Raw genomic sequence first — 21,750 nt, 5'->3', positions numbered from 1 at the left:
TGTCGCGCAGGCGGCCGGGGTTTGCCTCACGTCGCTCCCCGATACTCGCCTGGTTGAGGCAAGCCCCGACCACCTGCACGACCCGACTTGTTCGCGAGATGCTGCATGACGATTCGCATCGCCCTCTGCGCCGGTGAAACTTCAGGCGACCAGCTTGGCGCGGGCCTGATCGAAGCCCTGCGCGAGCGATTCCCCGACGCGCAGTTCGCCGGCATCGGCGGCCCTGCGATGCGTGTGGCGGGCATGGACACCTGGCGCGATGCCAGTGAACTTGCGGTGATGGGCCTGGTGGAAGTGCTCAAGCACCTGCCCCGCCTGCTCAAGCTGCGCAAGGCGTTCCGCCAGCGCGTGCTGGACTGGAAACCCGATGTCTTCATCGGCATCGACGCGCCCGACTTCAACCTGGGGGTGGAGCGCTGGCTGAAACGGCGCGGCGTGCGCACCGTCCACGACGTCAGCCCGTCGATCTGGGCGTGGCGACAGGGCCGCGCTTCGAGCATCGGCAAAAGCGCCGACCGCGTGCTCTGCCTGTTCCCGATGGAACCGCCGATCTACGCGAAACACGGCGTGGATGCCGCGTTCATCGGCCACCCGCTGGCCGATGCGATCCCGCTGCATCCGGACCGCGCCGCCGCGCGCGCCGCCCTCGGTGAGCCCGCCGAGGCGCCGATCCTCGCGCTGCTGCCCGGCAGCCGGCTGGGTGAAATCCGCGGCATGCTGCCCGACTTTGCCGAAGCCGCACGCCGGCTGGCGCGCGATGTCCCCGGTCTGCGCGTGCTGGTGCCGGCCGCGAACGCACAGTGCCGCGCCGCCATCGACGCCATCCTGGAGAATGCGCCCATCTTCCGGGTCGTCGACGGCCAGGCCCAGCGCGTCATGATCGCCGGCGATGCCGTGCTGCTCGCCTCCGGCACCGCCGCGCTGGAAGCCATGCTGTGCAAGCGGCCGATGGTGGTGGGCCACCGCATCGCGCCGCTGACCTACCGCATCGTCAAGCTGTTCGGCCTGCTGAAGTCCACGCACGTCAGCCTGCCGAACGTGCTGGCCGGTGACGCCGTGATCCCGGAGCTGCTGCAGGACCGCTGCACGCCGGCCAACCTGCACGCCGCGTTGCTGCACTGGTTCCGCGATGCCGATGCGGTGGCCGCATTGCAACCGCGCTTCCTCGCCATCCACGCCATGCTGCGCCGCGATGCCTCGCGGCGTGCGGCCGATGCCATCGCGGACGTGTTGCCACCATGCACCTGATCGCCGGGGTGGACGAAGCCGGGCGCGGCCCGCTGGCCGGGCCGGTGGTGGTGGCGGCGGTCATCCTCGACCCGGCGCGACCGATCAGCGGGCTGGACGATTCGAAGAAGCTGTCCGAACGCAAGCGCGACGCGCTGTATCCATTGATCATCGAACGCGCGCTGGCCTGGCACATCGAACACGTCGAAGCCGACGAAATCGACCGCCTCAACATCCTGCAAGCCACCCTCGCCGGCATGCGGCGGTCGCTGCAAGGTCTCGCGGTCGCACCCGCGCATGCGCTGATCGACGGCAACCGCCTGCCCGATGGCCTGCCCTGCCCGGCCACCGCGATCATCGGCGGGGATGCCAGCGAGCCGGCGATATCCGCCGCATCGATCCTCGCCAAGGTCGCCCGCGATGCGCGCATGCGCGAGCTGCATGCGCACTACCCGCACTACGGCTTCGACCGCCACAAGGGCTACCCCAGCCCGCTGCATCTGGCCGCCCTGCACGCGCATGGCCCCTGCCCGCAACATCGGCGCAGTTATGCGCCGGTGCGCAGGGCGCTGGAGATCGCGCGCGAAGGTTGAAACCGACCCCGCCTGTCAAGCCTTGTCCCTCCTGCCCACCGGCCCTACCCTGCCGGTTCACCACGCGAAACCGCGATGCCCGCACGCTTCGTCCACTTGCACCTGCACACCGAGTTCTCGCTCGCGGATTCCACCATCCGCGTGCCCGAGAAGCCGGACTATGCGCGTCCGGAAAAAGCCGGCGACCGGCCCAACCTGCTCAGCCGCGCGGTGGAACTGCAACTGCCGGCGCTGGCCGTCACCGACCGCAACAACCTGTTTGCGCTGGTGAAGTTCTACAAGGCGGCGGAAAGCGTGGGCATCAAGCCGATTGCCGGCGCCGACGTGCTGGTGGCCGATGGCGGCGACGCGCCTTCGCAACTCACGTTGCTGTGCCGCGACCAGGATGGGTATCTGAGCCTGTCGCGCTTGCTCAGCCGGGCCTGGCTGGAAGGCCAGCGCGGCGACTGCGTGGCGATCGATCCGGAATGGCTGCGCGACGACCATGCCGGTCTGTTCGCGATCGCCGGCCGTGCCAGCCTGGCCGGGCGGCTGGTGCAGGCCAATCGGCACGACGTGGCCGAGGCGCAGCTGGCGGAATGGCGCCGCGTGTTCGGGGACGACCTGCACCTGGAACTGACCCGCACCGGCCGCGACGGCGAGGAGGCGTTCAACCAGTTCGCCCTGCACGCCTCCGGCAAGCTGGGCCTGCCGGTGGTGGCCAGCAACGACGTGCGCTTCCTCGATGCCGCCGGCTTCGGCGCGCACGAGGCGCGCGTCTGCATCTCCAGCGGCCGCGTGCTGGATGATCCGCGCCGCCCGCGCGACTACAGCGCGCAGCAGTACCTGCGTTCGACCGAGGAAATGGTCAAGCTGTTCGCCGACGTGCCGGACGCGCTGGACAACACGGTGGCGCTGGCGCAGCGCTGCAACCTGCAGCTGAAACTGGGCACCTATTTCCTGCCCGCCTATCCGGTGCCGTCCGACGAAACGCTGGACAGCTGGATCCGCAGCCAGGCGCGCAACGGCCTGGAAGCGCGGCTGCAGAAGAACCCACTGGCACCCGGCAAGACCCGCGAGGACTACGACGCGCGGCTGGAATTCGAGCTGGAGACCATCATCAAGATGGGCTTCCCCGGCTACTTCCTGATCGTGGCCGACTTCATCCAGTGGGGGAAAAACCAGGGCATCCCGATCGGCCCGGGCCGCGGCTCCGGTGCCGGCTCGCTGGTGGCGTGGGCGTTGCAGATCACCGACCTCGACCCGCTGCCGTACAACCTGCTGTTCGAACGCTTTCTCAACCCGGAACGCGTGTCGATGCCCGACTTCGACATCGACTTCTGCATGGACCGGCGCGACGAAGTCATCGACTACGTGGCCCGCAAATACGGCCGCGACCGCGTCAGCCAGATCATCACCTACGGCACCATGGCCGCCAAGGCGGTGCTGCGCGACACCGGCCGCGTGCTCGGTTTCGGCTACGGCATGGTGGACGGCATCGCCAAACTGATCCCCAACATCCTCGGCATCTCGCTGAAGGATGCGATGGGCCAGGGCAAGGGCGGGATGGACGGCGAAATGGCTTCGCCGGAGCTGATCCAGCGCTACGAGAGCGAAGACGACGTCCGCGACCTGATCGACCTGGCGCTGCAGTTGGAAGACCTCACCCGCAACGCCGGCAAGCACGCCGGCGGCGTGGTGATCGCACCGACGCCGCTGTCGGATTTCTGCCCGCTGTACGCCGAACACGACCACGGCACGCTGGGCAAGAACCCGGTCACCCAGTTCGACAAGGACGACGTGGAAGCGGTGGGACTGGTGAAGTTCGACTTCCTCGGCCTGCGCACGCTGACCATCATCGACTGGGCGGTGAAGGCGATCAACGCGCGCCGCGCACAGGAAGGCGGCGAACCGATCGACATCGCCGCGATCCCGCTCGACGACGCCTCCGTCTATCGCAACGTGTTCGCCAACGGCAATACCGGCTCGGTGTTCCAGTTCGAATCCTCCGGCATGCGCCGCGCGCTGAAGGATGCGAAGCCGGACCGCTTCGAGGACCTGATTGCTCTGAACGCACTCTATCGCCCCGGCCCGATGGAGATGATCCCCTCGTTCGTGGCGCGCAAGCACGGCACCGAGACGTTCGAATACCCCGACCCCCGCACCAAGGGGATGCTCCAGGAGACCTACGGCATCATGGTCTACCAGGAGCAGGTCATGCAGATGGCGCAGATCGTCGGCGGCTACTCGCTGGGCGGCGCCGACCTGCTGCGCCGCGCGATGGGCAAGAAGGTGCCGGCCGAGATGGCCAAGCACCGCGAGATCTTCCGCGAGGGCGCGGCCAAGGGCGGGGTCAGCGCGGCCAAGGCCGACGAGATCTTCGACCTGATGGAGAAGTTCGCCGGCTACGGCTTCAACAAATCGCACGCCGCCGCGTACTCGCTGGTCGCCTACCAGACCGCGTGGCTGAAGCAGCACTACCCGGCCGAGTTCATGGCGGCCACCCTGTCCAGCGACATGGACAAGACCGAGAAGGTGGTGGCCTTCCTCGACGAAGCGCGCGGCCTCGGCCTGGCCGTGCTGCCGCCGGACGTCAACGCCTCCGGCTTCATGTTCGAGGCCACCACCCCGGACACCATCCGCTATGGCCTCGGTGCGGTGAAGGGCGTGGGCCAGGGCGTGTGCGAGGCGATCGTCGCCGCGCGTAATGGCGACGGCGTGTTCCGCGACCTGCTCGACTTCTGCCAGCGCGTCTCCGCCGCCGGCCTCAACAAGCGCACGCTGGAAGCACTGATCCACGCCGGCGCGATGGATGCCCTCGCCGTCAACCGCGCCTCGCTGATGCTGCAACTGCCGGAGGCGATGAAAGCCACCGACCAGATGGCGAAGAACCGCGAAGCCGGCATGTTCGACATGTTCGGCAACGGTGGCGGCAGCGACATCCGCATCGAGCTGCCGGAAACCACCGAATGGCCGTTGGCGCAGCTGCTGCAGGGCGAACACGACACCTTGGGCCACTACCTCAGCGGCCACCCGATGGACCCCTGGCGCGACGACGTGATGCGACTGGTGGGGCATGACCTGTCGGCGATCCCCGGCATCTGGGAAAGTGGCGCGCGCGGCCATCGCCCGCAGGAAGGCCGCAGCTGGCGGCCGATGGTGCAAACCGTGCTGGCCGGGCAAGTGGTCGGCGTGCGCAAGCGCGGCGAGTCGCAGGCGTTCGTGCAGTTGGAAGATGGCCGTGGCCGGGTTGAATGCGGGTTCTTCGCCGAACAATGGGAGGAATTCGCCCCGCTGCTCACCCGCGACCAGATCCTGGTGGTGGAAGGCGGGCTGCGCGAAGACGAATTCAATGGCGGCCATTCGCTGCGCGTCAGCCGCTGCTGGAACTTCACCCAGCTGTGCAACCAGCAGGCGCAGCGCATTTCGATCCGCATCGACCTGCGCCACCCGCAGGCGCTGGGCCGGTTCGAGGACATCCTGAAAACCCACGCCGGCCCCACCCCGGTACTGCTGGAAGTCATCACCGCCGCCGGCATCGGCCGCTTGACGCTGGGCAGCGGGCGCGGCTTGCGGGTGGATGCCGGCTTGCCTGGCCTGCTGCGCAGCCTGCCAGGCGTGGGCACGGTCAACGTGCAGTTGGCACGGCCGTGGACATCGCCGAAGCCGGAATGATGCCGGCCCTCGCCCCCAACGCCCTTTCTCCTTCCCGGGGCGAGGGGCGGGGTGCGGGCGAATGACCCTACCGTTCGGTACGGTGGTCGTACTGCGCTAAACTTGCACGGATGAATCCGAATTACCTCGACTTCGAGCAGCCGATCGCGGACCTGGAAACCAAGATCCAGGAACTGCGACAGGCCAGCGACGGCCCGGCACTCAACATCGACAAGGAAGTGCAGGCGCTGCAGGACAAGCTGCGCAAGCGCACCGCGCACATCTTCCGCGATCTCACCCCGTGGCAGGTATCGCAGTTGTCGCGCCACCCGCAGCGCCCGTACACGCTGGATTACGTCAAGGTCATCTGCGACGAATTCCAGGAGTTGGCCGGCGACCGCGCCTACGCCGACGACCAGGCCATCGTCGGTGGCCTGGCCCGCATCGACGGTCGCCCGGTGATGGTGATCGGCCACGAGAAAGGCCGTGACAACAAATCCAAGGTGCGCCGCAACTTCGGCATGCCCAAGCCCGAGGGCTACCGCAAGGCGCTGCGCCTGATGAAGCTGGCCGAACGTTTCGGCCTGCCCATCCTCACCTTCATCGACACCATGGGCGCGTGGCCCGGCATCGACGCCGAGGAACGCGGCCAGTCGGAGGCCATCGCCCGCAACCTGCTGGAAATGGCCGAACTGCGCGTCCCCATCGTGTGCACGGTGATCGGCGAAGGCGGCAGCGGCGGTGCCCTGGCGATCGGCGTCGGCGACCGCACCCTCATGCTGGAATACAGCACCTATTCGGTCATCACCCCGGAGGGTTGCGCCTCGATCCTGTGGCGCGATGCCGCCAAGGGCAAGGACGCCGCCGAGCAGATGGGCATCACCGCCAAACGCCTGCTGGGGCTTGGCCTGATCGACAAGGTGGTACGCGAACCCACCGGCGGCGCGCACCGCAACCCGGTGCAGATGGCGAAACGCCTGAAAGCGGTGCTGCTGAACGAGCTGGACGCGCTGGACGGCGTGCCGGCCGCCGAACTGCTGGAGCGCCGCTACCGCCGCCTGCGCGGCTACGGTGCCTACGACATCGCCACCTGATTCCGCAGGGCCGGGCATGCCCGGCCGTACCTTGCCGACATCCGCGGGGCATGCGCCGCCCTACACTGGCGGCATGCGCCTGCCCGAACCACCGCAGCCTTCCCCCATCCTGCTGGGCTTCAGCGGCGGGCTGGATTCCACCGTGCTGCTGCACCTGCTGGCGGCGGACGACGGGATTCGCCGCAACGGCTTGCGCGCCATTCACGTCCACCATGGCCTGCAACCGTGCGCAGGCGATTGGGTGGCGCATTGCCAGCATGCGTGCGCATCACTCGGGGTGCCGCTGACCGTCGCCCACGTCGACATCCAACGCGCATCCGGCCTCGGCCCGGAAGGTGCCGCGCGTGCGGCACGGCATGCCGCCTTCACCGATGCGCTGCAGGAAGGCGACATCCTCACCCTGGCCCACCACCGTGACGACCAGGCCGAAACCTTCCTGCTGCGCGCACTGCGCGGTGCCGGCGCGGATGGCTTGGCGGCGATGCGGCCATGGCGTCGTCATGGCCACGGCTGGCTGTGGCGACCGCTGCTCGATCTTCCGCGCGCCGTGCTGCACGACTACGCATCGCAACGGGATATTGCCTGGGTCGAAGACCCCAGCAACCCCGCGCTGGACGCCGACCGCAATTTCCTGCGCAATGCGGTGCTGCCGCTGCTGCGCCAGCGCTGGCCACATGCGGCGGCCAGCTTCAGCCGCAGCGCCCTGTTGTGCGCACAGGCCAGCGACCTGCTGGCAGCTGGCGATGCCGATGCCCTCGCCGGCGCCCGCCAGGATGCACGCACGCTGGACATCACCGCCCTGCGCGCGCTGCCCGCGCCCCGTCGCGCCCGCGTGCTGCGGCGCTGGGTCGCGGAACTGGGGCTGCCGCCACTGCCGGGTAACGGCATCGTCCAGATCGAACGCGAGCTGCTGGCCGCGCGCCACGACGCCAGCCCGCGCTTCGACTGGCAGGACGCACGGGTCTGGCGCTGGCGCGGCCTGCTGCACGCAGACGTGCTGCGTGCCCCGCTGCCAACCGACTGGAACCAGACTTGGGATGGTCGCGCAGCCTTGCCGTTGCCGGGTGGCGAGCGACTGCAGCTGGTGGGCGCACCAGGCTTCGACGCACCACTGCGCGTGCAGGCGCGGCGGGGCGGCGAACGCATCGTGTTGCCGGGCCGCCAACACTCCCATGCCCTCAAGCATGTCCTGCAGGACGCCGGCATCCCGCCCTGGCAGCGCGAACGGCTGCCGCTGCTGTTCACCAGCGATGGCACGCTGCACGCGGCGGGTGACCGCATCCTGTCGGCGTCGCTCGACGCCTGGCTGCGCGCCCACCGTGCCCGCCTGCATTGGCACGTCGTGCCGTAAACTTCCCCCATGGCCAAGAAACCCGCCCCGCAGGACGCCTCCCCGGTTGCCGATTTCGAGCAGTCGATGCAGGCGCTGGAAGACCTGGTCGGCAAGATGGAAGCCGGCGAGATGACGCTGGAAGAATCGCTGGCCGCCTACGAGCGCGGCGTGGGCCTGTATCGCCACTGCCAGGGTGCACTGGAACAGGCCGAGCTGCGCGTGCGCCAACTCAGTGACCCGGCCAAGCCGGACACCGCGCGCGACTTCGATGCCGGCGATGACCTCGGCTCCTGAATTCGCGCGCTGGCAGGCGCGCATCGAAACCGCATTGGCTGCTGCACTGCCTCTGGCAACCGCGCCGCCACAACGCCTGCACGCCGCCATGCGGCATGGGGTGTTGAACGGCGGCAAGCGCATGCGCCCACTGCTGGTGTACGCCACCGGCACCGCACTGGGAGCGGCTGCGGAAGAGCTCGACGACGCCGCCGCCGCGGTGGAACTGGTGCACTGCTATTCGCTGGTCCACGACGACCTGCCGGCAATGGACGACGACGATCTGCGGCGCGGCCAACCGACAGTGCACGTCGCCTTCGACGATGCCACCGCGATCCTGGCCGGCGATGCGCTGCAGTCGCTGGCGTTCGAACGGCTGGCCTGCGCACCGCAACCGGCCGAGCGCCGCGTGGTGATGCTGGCCGAGCTGGCGCGCGCCTCCGGCGTGGCCGGCATGTGCGGCGGCCAGGCACTGGACATCGACGCCACCGGAAAAGGGGGGCAGAGTGGCATTTCACAAGTGGAAAGCCACTCTGCCCCTCTTTTCTCCCTTGTCGAACTGGAGCGCCTGCACGCCCTGAAAACCGGCGCGCTGCTGCGTTGCGCGGTACGCCTTGGCGCGCTGGCGGCCAGCGCCGCCCCCGCGCAGCTGCAGGCCCTGGATACCTATGCCGAAGCGCTGGGGCTGGCCTTCCAGATCAAGGACGACCTGCTGGATGTCGAAGGCGACGCCGCCACCCTGGGCAAGACCGCCGGCAAGGATGCCGCGCAGCACAAGGCCACCTTCCCCGCGCTGCTGGGAGTGGCGGCCAGCCGGGAGCGCCTGCGGGTGCTTTCCGGCAGGATGGAGACGGCGCTGACCACATTGGACGTGGACACCACCGCGCTGGCCGCGCTGGCGCGCAAGGCCATCGACCGCAGCCACTGACGGAGGCTTTCCCGCATGGCACGCAGGAACCGCTTGAAGGCCATGCAGGACCATGCCGACGCCGCGATGGCGACGCTGGCACTGCGCTTCACCAATGCCTGGTCGTGGGTGGAGCGCGGTTACCGGCGGCCCCTGACCCGGTTGGCGCTGCTGCTGAAATTCACCTTCTACCCGCTGCTGGCGCTGGCCGCATTGGGCTGGCTGGGCTGGGACTACAGCCACGACCGCAGCCTGAATTCCGCCGAGGACGGCATCTTCGATACCGTGATCCAGTGGCGCCCGCTGGAACCGCAGCCTTCGGGGCGCACCGTGGTGGTGGACATCGACGATTGCTCGATCGACTACTACCGCAGCCGCGGGCTGGGGGGCTGGCCGTGGCCCCGGCAACGTCACGCCGACCTGCTGGACGCACTCGACCGCGCCGGGGTACGTGCCGCCGGCATCGATATCCTGTTCCTCGACGCGATGCCGCAGGATCCGCAAGGCGATGCCATGCTGGACGCGATGGCTGCCGGCGGCGCAGGCCGCTTCGTGTTCGCCGCCAAGCGCCAGGACCCCGCCTTCGATGCCGACGCCCCGCTGCGCGCCGCGCAATTGCCAGGTGCTTTCCGCACCGATGCCCACCAGCCGCCGCCGGGCCCGCCGGTCATGGTGCTGCTGCCCTATGGCACGGCCATGGCCCGATACGCCGCGCTCACCAACATCAGCCGTTCACAGGACGGCGTGCTGCGCGATGTCCCGCTGCGCGAAGACGCCGGTGGCTGGGCGCTGCCGACCCTGCCGCTGCGCGTGGCGACCTTCCTGCAACACCGCCCCGCCACCTCCTACCCGGCACGCGTGCGGGTGAACTGGCGCGAACGCAGCCGCATGCCCTACATCAGTGCCGCCAACCTGATCGAAGGCAGGCCCGTCTGCAAAGGCGAGCCCGGCGAACGCCCCCCCGTGCTGCGCAACGCCGTGGTGTTGGTGGGCTATACCGCCGCCGGCATCAGCGACACCAAACCCACCCCGGTCAACCCGGCGATGCCCGGTGTGGAAGTCTGGGCCGAGGCCACCGACGCGCTGCTGCACGACGGTGCGATCTGGATGCCGCCACCGGCACTCAAGTACCTGCTGGCCGCCTTGCTGGTGTTGTTGACCTGTTATGCCTTCTGGCGTGGCGAGCCGCACGAGGACGTGGATTCGATCTTCGTGGCGGTCAATGGCCTGCTGCTGGCCAGTGCGGTCATCGGGCTGACCTTCTTCGGCGTGTTCCTGGACATCTTCGCCAGCATTGGCTTCGTCAGCCTGTGTTTCGGGCTGTGCCGGATGTACGCCTCGGTGCAGCGCGGGCGCGCGGTCGGCAACAACGACTATCGCGAGGAATACGATCCCGAGCGGCACCCTTGGCTGGTGATGGGCCGGCTGCGTTTCGTCGCGCATCCGGAACTGGGCCAGTTCGTGGCGATGCGCGGCAAACGCGAATACCGCCGCCTGCTGCGCCGCCAGCTGTATGCCGGCAGCGCGGCGGTGATGGTGGAGGGCATCGTGGAGCGCAAGAGCTGGCTGCACGACATCCTCGACGACCTGATGGTGCTGATCTGGAGCGGCACCGACCAGGCCGGCGTGCTGGCCGCCGCCAAGCACGAACTCGACCAGCTGCATCACGTCCTGAACGCCGGCGACCTGCGCCTGCACGACTACGGCCAGGTGCTGGTGTGCATCAGCGCGGCGGAAATCGACGACGCCGACGACAGTTCCCATCGCGGCGAGCGCCTGCGCCTGCGCGAGTTGCTCGGTCGCGAACTGCATGCCGCCGACGAAATCCCGCTGGCGGCAGACAACCGCTGTATTCTGGAGCCGGGACACGCACTGGACTTCACCGCAGCGCCACCCCAGGGGAACCCATGAACCAACCTGCCTTGCGCCTGTGTATCGCCATCGGTACCGCCATGCTGTGCGGCCTGCTGTGGGCCGCCAATGCCGTCGCACCTGCCGCCACTCCGGCCACCGTGGCCAAACCAGGGGTGCAGGCGCGCGCCAAGCCCGACTTCGCCGCCCCCACCGTGGCCGCGCTGGCGCAGAACAGCAGCGTCAGCGTGACCGGCCAGCAAGGGTTGTGGTTCAAGCTGGCGCTGGCCGGTGGCAAGGCCGGCTTCGTGCGCGTCAACGACATCCGCGTGACCTACGGCAGCAAGGAAACCGGCGGGCTGGCCAGTGCCCTGTTCAGCGGCAAGGCCGGCAAGGGCCGCGTCACCGAAACCGCCAGCGTGCGCGGCCTCGATGAAAGCAAACTGCAAACCGCACGCTTCGACGCCGAGCAGTTGCAGTTGCTGGAGTCCTATCGCGCCACCCCGGAACAGGCCGATGCTGCGGCGGCCAAGCGCGGCTGGACCACCACCGAAGTGCCCTTCGCCGAGGAATTCAAGCCGAAGCAGGACGGCAAGCCGCAGCCCAGCCAGGCGCAGAAGCGAGCCCGCCTGGGCATGGCCAGCGGGGTACTGTCGATGTTCAACCCCATGCTGGGGCGCACCGCAGGCAGCGGCGACAAACTGATGGGCAAGTCGGAAGCGGAAATCAGCGAGGAAGAACAAACCCTCGGCCCGCTGATCGCCGGCCGCGTGCTGGGCGCCGTGCCGTTGCTGAAGGACCCGGCCGCACAGAAGCGGGTGAACCTGATCGGCCGCTGGCTGGCTTCGCGCACCAGCCGTCCGGAACTGCCGTGGACATTCGGGGTGATCGACGATGGCGAGCTCAACGCCTTCGCCGCACCCGGCGGCTATGTACTGATCACCCGCGGCCTGTACCAATTGCTGGCAAGCGATGCCGAAGTGGCCGCCGTGCTGGGCCATGAGCTCAGCCACGTGGTGCAGCGCGACCACTATGAGGTCGTGCGCAAGCAGGAATTGCAGGCCGCCGGGCGCGATGCCGCCCTGAGCCACGTGCAGACCGGTGGCGGGGTGGCCGGCGGGATGGTGCGCGACTATCTGGAAAAGAACGGTGCCGCGATCCTGCTCACCCAACTTGACCGCAATGCCGAATACCGTGCCGACCATGCCGCCGGCATCTATCTGGCCCGGGCCGGCTGCAACCCGCTGGAGTTGTACGCGGTGCTGCAGAAGATGGCCGCGCTGGGCTCCGCCTCGCCGCGCCTGGCCAGCCTGTACAAGACCCACCCGCCGCTGGACAAACGGCTGGATGCACTGGACAAGCGCGGCTATGACGACCTGTCGGCGTGGCTGGGCCGCTGAGCCGGCTCGACCGGCCAAGTGGAGTCACTTCCAGGGCGCCGCTCCTGATGCGGGCAAGCACGCATATGCCCCTCGCTTTGCCCATGATCTTCCCGAAAAGAATTATCGGGGGGCACCCGCAATGTCGGCGGGCAGTGCCCGGCGCAAGCCACGAATCGAAATCACGGTGCGCTGGGTAAGATCCGTGAACTCACCCTCCAGCAAAGCCTGCGCTTTCGCCCCATCGCCGCGCTGGCTTGCATGCACGACGTCACCGGCCACGATGTGGAAGCGGCGATGCAGGTCAAGCAGCTTCTTGTATTCGGGCATATCGCCTAGCTGCCGGCCGGGGCCATGCAACCACTCCCCAAGCTGACAAAGGTCGGGGCGAGAAACCTTCTCGGCATCCAGTTGCTCATTGCCGCCATGCAGGTAGGTCTTCAACCGTACCTTCCACTTTTGATGGCGATCGATCATGTCATCGAATGAGCCGATCTTCGCATCCTCGCTCCGCAACACGGCCGTAACCGGCGTGTCGACATCGAGGGCTTGCCGCTCCGTCCCAGCCAACCGGAACATCGCCACCGCCGCCACCAGTTGCCGGGCCTGCTCTTCCATCGAACGCGCCGCCGCGGTGGCCTGCTCCACCAGCGCCGCGTTCTGCTGGGTGGCATCGTCCATCTGGGTCACCGTCTGGTTGACCTGCTCGATACCGGCGCTCTGCTCCTGCGAGGCGGCGGAAATATCCGCCATGATGTCGGTGACCCGCTGCACCGAGGTGACGATCTCGCCCATGGTGTCACCGGCCCGATGCACCAGCCGTGCGCCATCGGACACCTTGCCCACGGACTCGTCGATCAACTGCTTGATTTCCTTCGCTGCCCCCGCGCTGCGCTGCGCCAATGCGCGCACTTCGCTGGCCACGACCGCGAAACCACGCCCCTGCTCACCCGCACGCGCCGCTTCCACCGCCGCGTTCAGCGCCAGGATGTTGGTCTGGAAGGCGATGCCGTCGATCACCGAAATGATGTCGGCGATCCTGCGCGAGGACGACTCGATGGCATCCATCGTGGCCACCACCTCGCCCACCACCTGACCCCCCTGCGTGGCCACCCCGGTGGCACCCTGCGCCAACTGGTTGGCCTGGCGGGCATTCTCCGCGTTCTGCTTGACGGTGGAGGTCAACTCTTCCATCGACGCCGCGGTTTCCTCCAGCGATGCCGCCTGCTGCTCGGTCCGGCGTGACAGGTCGTCATTGCCGGAAGCGATTTCGCCGGCAGCGGCGTTGATGTTGCCGGCGGCATTCTGGATGCGATCGACGATCCCGGCCAACTGCTCCACGGTGGCATCGGCATCGTCACGCATGCGTGCGAACACGCCCTGGAAATGGCCACGCATGCGGTGGGTCAGGTCGCCACGGGCAATGGCCTGCAACAGCGCGGAAATCTGCCCGAGGTTGTCGTCGGTGGTCTGCATCAACCGGTTCAGGCTGAGCACGATCTCGCGGAACGCGAACTGGTAGCTCCCGGCATCGCCGCGCTGGCTGAAATCGCCATTGGCCGCCGCCTCGCCCAACTGGCCAATCACCTGGCTGATCGCCACCAGATTGCGCTTGATCGTGGCCATGGTCTCGGTGATTTCGGCTTTCTCACCCGGCAGCGCCGGCATGTCGCGGCTGAAATCACCGACAGCATAGTGGCTGGCCAGTTCGATGATCTGCTTCTTCAGCGCGATATGGCTGCCCACCAGCGCGTTGACACCGGCCACCATGGTGCCGTATTCGCCGGGGAATGCATCGGCATCGATGCGATGGCTGATCGCACCGGCATCATGCTGCCGCCCCATCTCGCTCTGCGCCGCGATCACCGCGCGGATCTGGTCGCGCATGCTGCGCTGCGATTGCAGCAACTGCCCCAACTCGTCGTCGCCATGCTGCGGGATCTGGGTATCCAGCCGCCCCCTGGCCACGTCCGCCGATACCCGCACCGCCTCGGCCAGTGGCCGCAGCACCAGTGCGCGCAACAACATGTACAGGCCGGCACACAGCACGCTGGCCGACAGCAGGCCCACCAGCACCACGATCAGCAACTGCGTCCGCGCCTGTGCGGTCAGCAAGCTGCGCGGCACCATCACCCCGAGCGCGAAGCGACGGTTGTTCTCGCCGATCTGCAACGGTGCATACACCTTCACCATGCCCTGTGCATCGGCCTTGAAATCGGTGTACAGCTTGTCTTCCGAGGTCGCGGCCAGCACCGCCTTGGTGAACGGATCGTCCAGCTTCTTGCCGATCCGTGCCGGGTTCGGCGAACCGATCACCGTGCCCATCGGCGACAACAGCTCGGCATGCCCTTCGCCCATCGGGCGCAATTTCGCCACGCGCTGCTGCAAGGTGGAAAGCTCGAAGTCGGACGTCACCACGCCCAGCACATTGCCGTCCTTCATCACCGGGATGGCGATCGTGGTCAGCGTCAGGGTCTTGCCGCCCACCTCGTACGGATAGGGCTCGATGATGACCGGCTTCTTCAGCGTCTTCGGGGCGACATACCACTCGCCCAGATTGGGGTCTTCGTAATCACGCAGCGGCTCGGTCACCAGCTTGTCGCCCACCCGCGCCCAGTAGCTCATGAAGCGGCCGGTGGCGTCGTGGCCAGGCGTGTTCACGAACTCGGCATCCTTGCCGTCGAAGGCATTCGGCTCCCACAGCGTGCACATCCCGGCACGCTCCGGATGCAGTGCCAATTGCTGTTTGAGTGCAAGATCCACCGCCGCACGGCTGACATGTCCCTGCTCGACCTGAAGGTCCTCGGCCAGGGTCTGCACCGAGTCGTAGGTGCGGCTGAGGTCGTGGGCGATGTTGCGTGCCTCCAGTTGGGCAAGGCTTTGCAGCGAGCCTTGCGCGGAATCGAGCAAGGCATTGCTGCTTTTCCAGTAACTGATCGCGGCGGTCAGGCCGAAAGCGGCCACCGTGATCAATGCCACCCCCTTCATCAGGCGGGTGGCGATGCCGGCGCTGCGGCCCGCCGAGGATGCAACCGTCTTGGGTCTGCCCATGATGCCCTGCCCTGTCTGCGTACCCCGGAAAACCAACGACCCGTCCCGGCCGCCCCTGAATCCCCGGCCCGGTCAGGGCCGGTACACCACCTTCACGCTGCCATCCACCGCACCATCGCTGATGTAGCCGATCGCCGCCGGATTGGCCGCCACTGCGTCACGGACCGCAGCATCGCCGGACAACTTGCGCGGCGGCTGCGCCCTGCCGGTGAAGGTCAACTGCGCCCAGTAGGCCTTCATCTGCGCGGCATCCTTGTCCGCAACACGGCTGTAGAACTCGTTGCGCACCGCGGCACCCTCGGCCTGGTCGATCGGGCGGGCCACCTGGCCGTTGGGCAGGCCGTCGGTCTTGGCCAGGTAGATCTGCGCCACCTGCGCCTTGCTGAGCTTGTCCACGTCGCTCTTGGCCGACATCACCACCACCACGCCGGCGTGCGCCGCCACGCTGGCCAGCCCCAGCAGCGCCGCCGCCCCCAATTTCCACATGCATGCAGTGTTCATGGCAGCCTCCGGTCAGAACACGAAATCGACGGATGCGGAGACGAGGTTGTACCCGCGTCCCGGCACGAACCCCGGCTGGATGTTGTCGAGGCTGCCGAACGCACCGGCATGGTTCCTGACATGCATGGCCTGGAATTTCAACGCCATGTTGGAGTGCACGTCCCAGCGCAGGGCGGCGGAGTAGCTGTGGCGATTGCTGTTGTTGCTGACCACGGCGGCATTGAGCAAGCCGAACGGATCCAGCGGGCCGGGCATCTCCTGCCCGCGCACGTCGACGTGGGCAACCGTGAACGACGGCGTCCAATTGCCGTGCCGGAGTCCCACGCTTGCATATCCGGAGGTGGTCTTGCCACTGATCGAGGGGGCGTAGTCGGCCTTGATCGCCTCGGCGCGCAGGAACCAGTTGCCCGGGTCGTAGCTGTAGCCGATGCCGCTGAAGCTGCCGTCCATGCTGCGTGGATCAAGCCGCGCGGCGACGGCGGCCAGCGGGGGGATCGGCAGGTTGCGATAGGTATCGAACAACGCGGTGATGTCGCTGGTGACGTAATGCGCACGCCCGATGATGTGACTGACACGGAAACTGGAAGCCCCGTGGTCCGCCGTCACCGCGATCCCGCGCATCGCCGTGACGCTGGCTTTCACCGAGTCGATGCGGCCATAGAACCCCTGGATGCCGATGATCGTTTCACCGGCATTGATGTTGTAACGCCCCTCGATGCCATCCATCGGCAGCAGGTAGTTGTAGACCTCCATCGGCGGCCGCGCCCACGGCAAGGCATACCCCACCCGCTGGTATTCCGACAGCATGTACAGCGGTGCGTTGATGCGGCCCAGGCGGGCGCTGAACTTCGGCGAGAACCGGTATTTGACGTGCGCCATGGTGATCCTGGGCGCGTAGTCCTCGTGCACGGCGTACTCGCTGACCGCCTGCAACACCCCGGTGAAATCGTCGGTGAACTTGACGTCGAGCTGCACCCCGAGGCGTGAATCCAGCCGCGCCGAGGTGGCATCGCTGGCACCCACCCCGTGGTCGGTCTGGAAATCCGAGGTCACGTCGGCCTTGTCCTCGCTGGAATGCGCAAACCCCACCGTGCCGAAGCCGCTGAACTTGAACCGGGAGTCGTCATTCTGCGCCCACGCCCCCTGTGACAATGCCAAACCGACCGCCACCACGAGCCAACGCGACGTCTGGTGCATATGCATCCCCTTTGTGGATGAACGATGTGCCATGCCAACCTGGCAACGTCGGATGCAAGACAGATGGGCCACACCCACGCCTGCACCCGCCCGCAGGCGGTATTGCATCGTTTAACGGCGGCTTCACGAAGCTCTTGAGTACCGTGGCGGCGACACCCTGCCCGGCACGGCGGCGGGTTTCAGCGGCGCCGACAGCCCGCCAGCAGGTCCTGCCCACGCTGGTAGACGCCGGTCTGCACGTCGAACAGACCCAGCACGGTGGAGAACAGGTTATCGTGGCTGGCAGGCTGACCGGCCGCCGCGTGCAGGCAGGCCATGTCGATGCCGGCATCCTGCACCATCCCCGTGGACAACCACAGCACCATCGGCACATGCAGCTGTTGCCTGGGGGCGATGGCATACGGCGCGCCGTGCAGGAACAAGCCGTATTCGCCCAGCGATTCGCCATGGTCGGACGCATACAGCAGCGCTGTATCGTGGCCGGTCTGGTTGCGCAGCAGGTCGATCGCCCGGCCCAGCACCGCATCGGAATACAGGATCGCGTTGTCGTACGCGTTGACGATGTCCTGGGTGGGGCAACGGCTGAGTTCGGCAGTGGCGCATACCGGCTGCCAGCGCTTGTAGGCCGCCGGGTAGCGTTCGAAATAATTGGGCCCGTGGTTGCCCAGCATGTGCAGCACGATCAGCGCGTCGCCCGGCATGGCGTCGATCTTCGCTTGCAGGCCGGCCAGCAGGATTTCGTCGAGGCAACGCCCGTCGGCGCACAGGCCCGGGGCATCGTCCGGGCCCATGGTGTGGTTGGGCACGCGCGCGCAAGTCCCCTTGCAACCCGACTGGTTGTCGCGCCACAACACGCCCACGCCGGCCCGCGCGGCCACATCGAGCACGGATTCGTGGCTGCGGATGGCATCGCGGTCGTAACGCGCACGGCCGAACGGCGACAGCATGCACGGCAGCGACACCTCGGTGCTGGTGCCGCAGGCCACGACATCGCGGAAGTTGACTACACCGCGCGCCGCCAACGCGGGGGTGGTCTGGCGCGCATACCCGTTCAGGCCCCAATGGTCGCCACGCACGGTTTCACCCACCACCAGCACCAGCAGGCGCGGCTTGCGGGCCTGCGCGGCGGGCGGGCGCACCGCGTCCAACCCCACCTGCTGGATCGGGCCGCTGCCGCCCTTCCTGGACGGCTTGAGCACATTGACGAGCGAGACGATGAAATTGCCGGGGGTGATCTTGTAGCGCAGCACGGGATCGCTGCGCATCATCGGCAGGATGCCCTGCGACGCCGACGCCAGTGCCCCGGCGGTCAGCAGTGCCATTGTCAGCAGGAACCCGGCGCGCAGCAGCAGGCCGCGCCGCCAGCCACGCACCACGGGCCGCGTCAGCATCACCAGCGTCGCCGGCAACACGCCCAGCAACAGCACGTGCAGCACCATGCGCACCGACAGCAGCTCGCGGCTTTCCGCCACGTCGGTGTGCAACACATTGCGGATCATTTCGGCGTCGAACACCACCGCATAGCGGGTCATGTACCAATGCGCCAGCGCGGTCACCACCAGCAGCAGCGCCAGCAACGGGCGCGCCAGCCGCCACCAGCACAGCAGGCCCAGCAGCAGCGCCTGCAAGGCGAACACCGCCACGCCCAGCGCCAACTGCACCCGCAGCGCGCCGTTGGCTGCCTGCACCGCTGCCCACAACGGCCCGTTCATCGCCAGCACGAACCACGCGCTGGCAAGCAGGAACAAGGCCTCGACGGACAGCCGTGGCCGCCACCACGGACCGGAATCCTGGCCTGCTACCCGGGTATCGCGACTGCTATCCACCACGTCCTGCCTGCCTGCATTGGTTGCCGTCATCGGCGCGCGACACTAGCACCCCTGCCTGCGGATGCAACAGTGCGCCACGTTCGGGGCGGTCAGCGACCGCCGCGACGCTCGCCCTGCTGGCCACCGGCACGCGCCTCGCGCTGGCCCTCGCGCGCCGGTTTCTGCCCGGCATGGGCACGGGCTTCGGGATTGCGCGGCTTGCCATGCGGACGGCGATTGCGGGCGGGACGCGGGGCACGCGGGGCGTTGTCGAACGGCTTGGCATCGCTGCGGATCGCGCGCGAGGGCTCGAAGCCGGGCACGGTTTCCATCGCGATCTCGCGGCCCAGCAGCTTCTGGATCTGGCGCAACAGGTGCGCCTCGTCCGGCGACACCAGCGAGATCGCCTCGCCGGTCGCGCCATTGCGGCCGGTGCGGCCGATGCGGTGCACGTAGTCCTCGGCCACCATCGGCAGGTCGTGGTTGATCACCAGCGGCAGGTCCGGGATGTCGAGGCCGCGCGCGGCCACGTCGGTGGCGACCAGGATGCGGGTCTTGCCGCTCTTGAACTCGTTCAGCGCCTTCTGGCGGGCGGCCTGGCTTTTGTTGCCATGGATCGCCAGCGCCGGCAGGCCGGCCTTTTCCAGCTGCTCCGCCAGGCGGTTGCAGCCGTGCTTGGTCTTGCCGAACACCAGCACCTGCTCGCTGTGGCGGCGGGCCAGGATGTCGATCAGCAGGTCGCGCTTCTTCGCGCCATCGACCGGATGCGCGTGGTGGCTGATGGTCTCGATCACGGTGTTCTGTGCGGCCACCTGCACCTGCTGCGGGTTCTGCATGAACTCCAGCGCCAGCGCCTTGATGCGCGGCTCGAAGGTGGCCGAGAACAGCAGCGTCTGGCGCTGCGCCGGCACGTGCTTCATGACCCGCTTGATCGACGGCAGGAAGCCCATGTCGAGCATGCGGTCGGCTTCGTCCAGCACCAGCATCTGCACGTTGCCGAGCTTGCAGGTGCCGCGCTCGAGGTGGTCGATCAGGCGGCCCGGGCAGGCCACCAGCACGTCCACGCCGCGGCGGAACGCTTCCACCTGCGGCTGCATGCCGACGCCGCCGAACAGCGCGGTGACGTTGAGGCGCAGGTGCCTGGCGTAGCTGCGCAGGCTCTCGCTGACCTGCACGGCCAGCTCGCGGGTGGGGGTGAGCACCAGCACGCGCGGGCGGTGCAGGCCCTCGGGCTTGGGCATTTCGGCCAGCTTCTGCAGCAGCGGCAAGCCGAACGCGGCGGTCTTGCCGGTGCCGGTCTGGGCGCCGCCCAGCACGTCGTGGCCGGCCAGCACCAGCGGGATCGCCTGCTGCTGGATGGGGGTCGGGGTGGTGTAGTTGTTGTCGGCAAGCGCGCGCAGCAACGCGGGCGCAAGGCCCAAAGATTCAAACGACATGAGGAAACTCCTGTGCAAGCGCCACGCAAGGCGTGGCGCAACCCGGGCGTTCCTGTTGGACGAAATCGCCCAATCCGCGCCGCAGGCAAACGATGGCACGACGCCGGGTGTCCGGGCCGTGTCTGCGCGACGAAAGGCGTACGGGTGGGGAAGAAAGCCGCGAAAGCGGCAGGCTCGATCAGGAAAACGCACCTTTCGCGGCAAGCGAGAGGCGATCAGCCGTGCGCAGAACCCGCCCATTGTACGCGACTGCGCCGCGCGACGCTGAACGACGACTATCATGCCGTGCCGGCGTGGGCATCCCGCGCGCCGGGCCTGCCGTCACCGTCCGCATCGGAAGCAGTCACCCGCGCATGCCACAGCCTCTTCGCCTGCTCCACCGGCTCGACGCCACCCCCGATGCCCCGTTCCCGCCCCCGGAGCGGGCGCTGGCCGATCCGGACGGCCTGCTGGCGGTGGGCGGCGACCTGTCGCCCTCGCGCTTCCTCAACGCCTATCGCAGTGGCATCTTCCCGTGGTTTTCGGAAGGCGAACCGATCCTGTGGTGGTGCCCGTCGCAGCGCGCGGTATTCCGCAGCGATGGCGTGCACCTGTCCTCGCGCCTGCGCCGGCGGCTGCGCAACAGCGGCTGGGCGGTGCGCGCCGACAGTGCCTTCGCGCAGGTCGTCGCCGGCTGCGCCGCGCCACGGGCGGGACAGGGCGGCGGCACCTGGATCACCGACGACATGCAGGCTGCCTATCTTGCCCTGCATCGCCTCGGCCACGCCCACAGCATTGAAGTGTTCGATGCCGAAGACCATCTGGCCGGCGGATTGTTCGGCCTGTCGTTCGGGCACATGTTCTGCGGCGACAGCATGTATTCGGTGGAATCCGGTGCATCCTCGCTGGCACTGGCGGCGCTGGCGCGGCGGTTGCGCGACTGGGGCTGGCCGCTGATCGATGCCCAGGTTCCCAATGCCCATACGCGCCGGCTGGGGGTGGAAAGCTGGCCACGCGGACGCTATCTGGCGGCACTGGCCGGGTTGCGCGACCTGCCGCCGCCCCCCGGCCACTGGCGTCTCCGCTTCGGCGAATGGCCGGCGTCCGCGCTGGTGGATTAACGGGATTTTTGCAAGACCCGCCCCGCCGTGGCAGAATGTCGGACTTTGGAGCCTGCATCCGGGCTCTTCCGCATACAGGAACCGCTCCGGCAGACACATGGCGAAAGACGACGTCATCGAATTCGAAGGCACGATCTCCGAAACCCTCCCGAACACCATGTTCCGGGTAAAGCTGGAGAACGGCCACGAGATCATCGCCCACATCTCCGGCCGCATGCGCAAGAACTACATCCGCATCCTGACCGGCGACAGGGTGAAAGTGGAAATGACGCCCTACGACTTGACCAAGGGCCGCATCACCTATCGCCACCGCTGACCGCCCCATCGGGCGCACGGCCACCACCCAACGCCCCGCAAGGGGCGTTTC

15 protein-coding genes and 1 pseudogene are annotated in these 21,750 nt (G+C 67.9%); 11 read left to right on the top strand and 5 right to left on the bottom strand.

From position 1 onward, the window contains the following. Positions 1-114 precede the first annotated feature (114 nt). The 9 genes and pseudogenes from lpxB to ACE3OK_RS04050 form a co-directional block, all read left to right on the top strand. A pseudogene (gene lpxB / locus ACE3OK_RS04090) lies at positions 115-1,248 on the top strand (lipid-A-disaccharide synthase); the annotation flags it as partial. Then, positions 1,239-1,820: a ribonuclease HII gene (gene rnhB, locus ACE3OK_RS04085; RefSeq protein WP_374248266.1), complete on the top strand. Its 582-nt coding sequence runs from the start codon at positions 1,239-1,241 to the stop codon at positions 1,818-1,820. The pseudogene lpxB and the gene rnhB, both read left to right, overlap by 10 nt. A gap of 75 nt (positions 1,821-1,895) precedes the next feature. Further along, positions 1,896-5,474 carry a DNA polymerase III subunit alpha gene (dnaE, locus tag ACE3OK_RS04080; protein WP_374248265.1) on the top strand — a complete coding sequence of 1,193 codons (3,579 nt, stop codon included), beginning with the start codon at positions 1,896-1,898 and terminating at the stop codon, positions 5,472-5,474. 110 nt (positions 5,475-5,584) lie between these two features. Further along, positions 5,585-6,547: an acetyl-CoA carboxylase carboxyltransferase subunit alpha gene (locus ACE3OK_RS04075; protein ID WP_374248264.1), complete on the top strand. Its 963-nt coding sequence runs from the start codon at positions 5,585-5,587 to the stop codon at positions 6,545-6,547. 73 nt (positions 6,548-6,620) lie between these two features. Then, entirely contained in the window at positions 6,621-7,898 is a 1,278-nt protein-coding gene (gene tilS, locus ACE3OK_RS04070; protein ID WP_374248263.1) for a tRNA lysidine(34) synthetase TilS, read from the top strand. A 9-nt stretch (positions 7,899-7,907) separates the two neighbouring features. Then, a complete protein-coding gene (locus ACE3OK_RS04065) occupies positions 7,908-8,174 on the top strand; it encodes an exodeoxyribonuclease VII small subunit (protein ID WP_374248262.1) in 267 nt (88 codons plus the stop codon). After that, entirely contained in the window at positions 8,158-9,081 is a 924-nt protein-coding gene (locus ACE3OK_RS04060; protein ID WP_374248261.1) for a farnesyl diphosphate synthase, read from the top strand. The genes ACE3OK_RS04065 and ACE3OK_RS04060 overlap by 17 nt, the downstream gene beginning before the upstream one ends. Positions 9,082-9,096: 15 nt before the next feature. Then, a complete protein-coding gene (locus tag ACE3OK_RS04055; protein ID WP_374248260.1) occupies positions 9,097-10,971 on the top strand; it encodes a CHASE2 domain-containing protein in 1,875 nt (624 codons plus the stop codon). Then, on the top strand, positions 10,968-12,311 hold the full coding sequence (locus tag ACE3OK_RS04050; RefSeq protein WP_374248259.1) for a M48 family metalloprotease: 1,344 nt from the start codon (positions 10,968-10,970) through the stop codon (positions 12,309-12,311). The genes ACE3OK_RS04055 and ACE3OK_RS04050 overlap by 4 nt, the downstream gene beginning before the upstream one ends. A 102-nt stretch (positions 12,312-12,413) precedes the next feature. Here the strand turns inward: ACE3OK_RS04050 and ACE3OK_RS04045 are convergent, their stop codons facing one another. From ACE3OK_RS04045 to ACE3OK_RS04025, 5 genes are all read right to left on the bottom strand, one after another. After that, positions 12,414-15,341 carry a methyl-accepting chemotaxis protein gene (locus ACE3OK_RS04045; RefSeq protein ID WP_374248258.1) on the bottom strand — a complete coding sequence of 976 codons (2,928 nt, stop codon included), beginning with the start codon at positions 15,339-15,341 and terminating at the stop codon, positions 12,414-12,416. Positions 15,342-15,413: 72 nt separating this feature from the next. Then, on the bottom strand, positions 15,414-15,842 hold the full coding sequence (locus ACE3OK_RS04040; protein ID WP_374248257.1) for a phosphate ABC transporter substrate-binding protein: 429 nt from the start codon (positions 15,840-15,842) through the stop codon (positions 15,414-15,416). Positions 15,843-15,854: 12 nt separating this feature from the next. Then, on the bottom strand, positions 15,855-17,039 hold the full coding sequence (locus ACE3OK_RS04035; RefSeq protein WP_374248256.1) for a hypothetical protein: 1,185 nt from the start codon (positions 17,037-17,039) through the stop codon (positions 15,855-15,857). Positions 17,040-17,218: 179 nt separating this feature from the next. After that, positions 17,219-18,898: a phosphoethanolamine transferase gene (locus ACE3OK_RS04030; RefSeq protein ID WP_374248255.1), complete on the bottom strand. Its 1,680-nt coding sequence runs from the start codon at positions 18,896-18,898 to the stop codon at positions 17,219-17,221. A 59-nt stretch (positions 18,899-18,957) separates the two neighbouring features. Beyond that, a complete protein-coding gene (locus ACE3OK_RS04025) occupies positions 18,958-20,283 on the bottom strand; it encodes a DEAD/DEAH box helicase (protein ID WP_374248254.1) in 1,326 nt (441 codons plus the stop codon). Between the two features lie 353 nt (positions 20,284-20,636). On the opposite strand from ACE3OK_RS04025, the gene aat reads away from it, so the two are divergent. Beyond that, the gene (gene aat, locus ACE3OK_RS04020) at positions 20,637-21,383 is read left to right on the top strand and encodes a leucyl/phenylalanyl-tRNA--protein transferase (protein ID WP_374248253.1); all 747 of its coding nucleotides are present in this window, start codon (positions 20,637-20,639) and stop codon (positions 21,381-21,383) included. A gap of 97 nt (positions 21,384-21,480) precedes the next feature. Beyond that, positions 21,481-21,699, top strand: coding sequence for a translation initiation factor IF-1 (infA, locus tag ACE3OK_RS04015; protein WP_028839405.1), 219 nt, complete (start codon positions 21,481-21,483; stop codon positions 21,697-21,699). Positions 21,700-21,750 lie beyond the last annotated feature (51 nt).

Source organism: Thermomonas sp. (assembly GCF_041905325.1).
Classification (GTDB): Bacteria; Pseudomonadota; Gammaproteobacteria; order Xanthomonadales; family Xanthomonadaceae; genus Thermomonas.
This window is presented reverse-complemented; position numbering and strand designations above follow the sequence as displayed.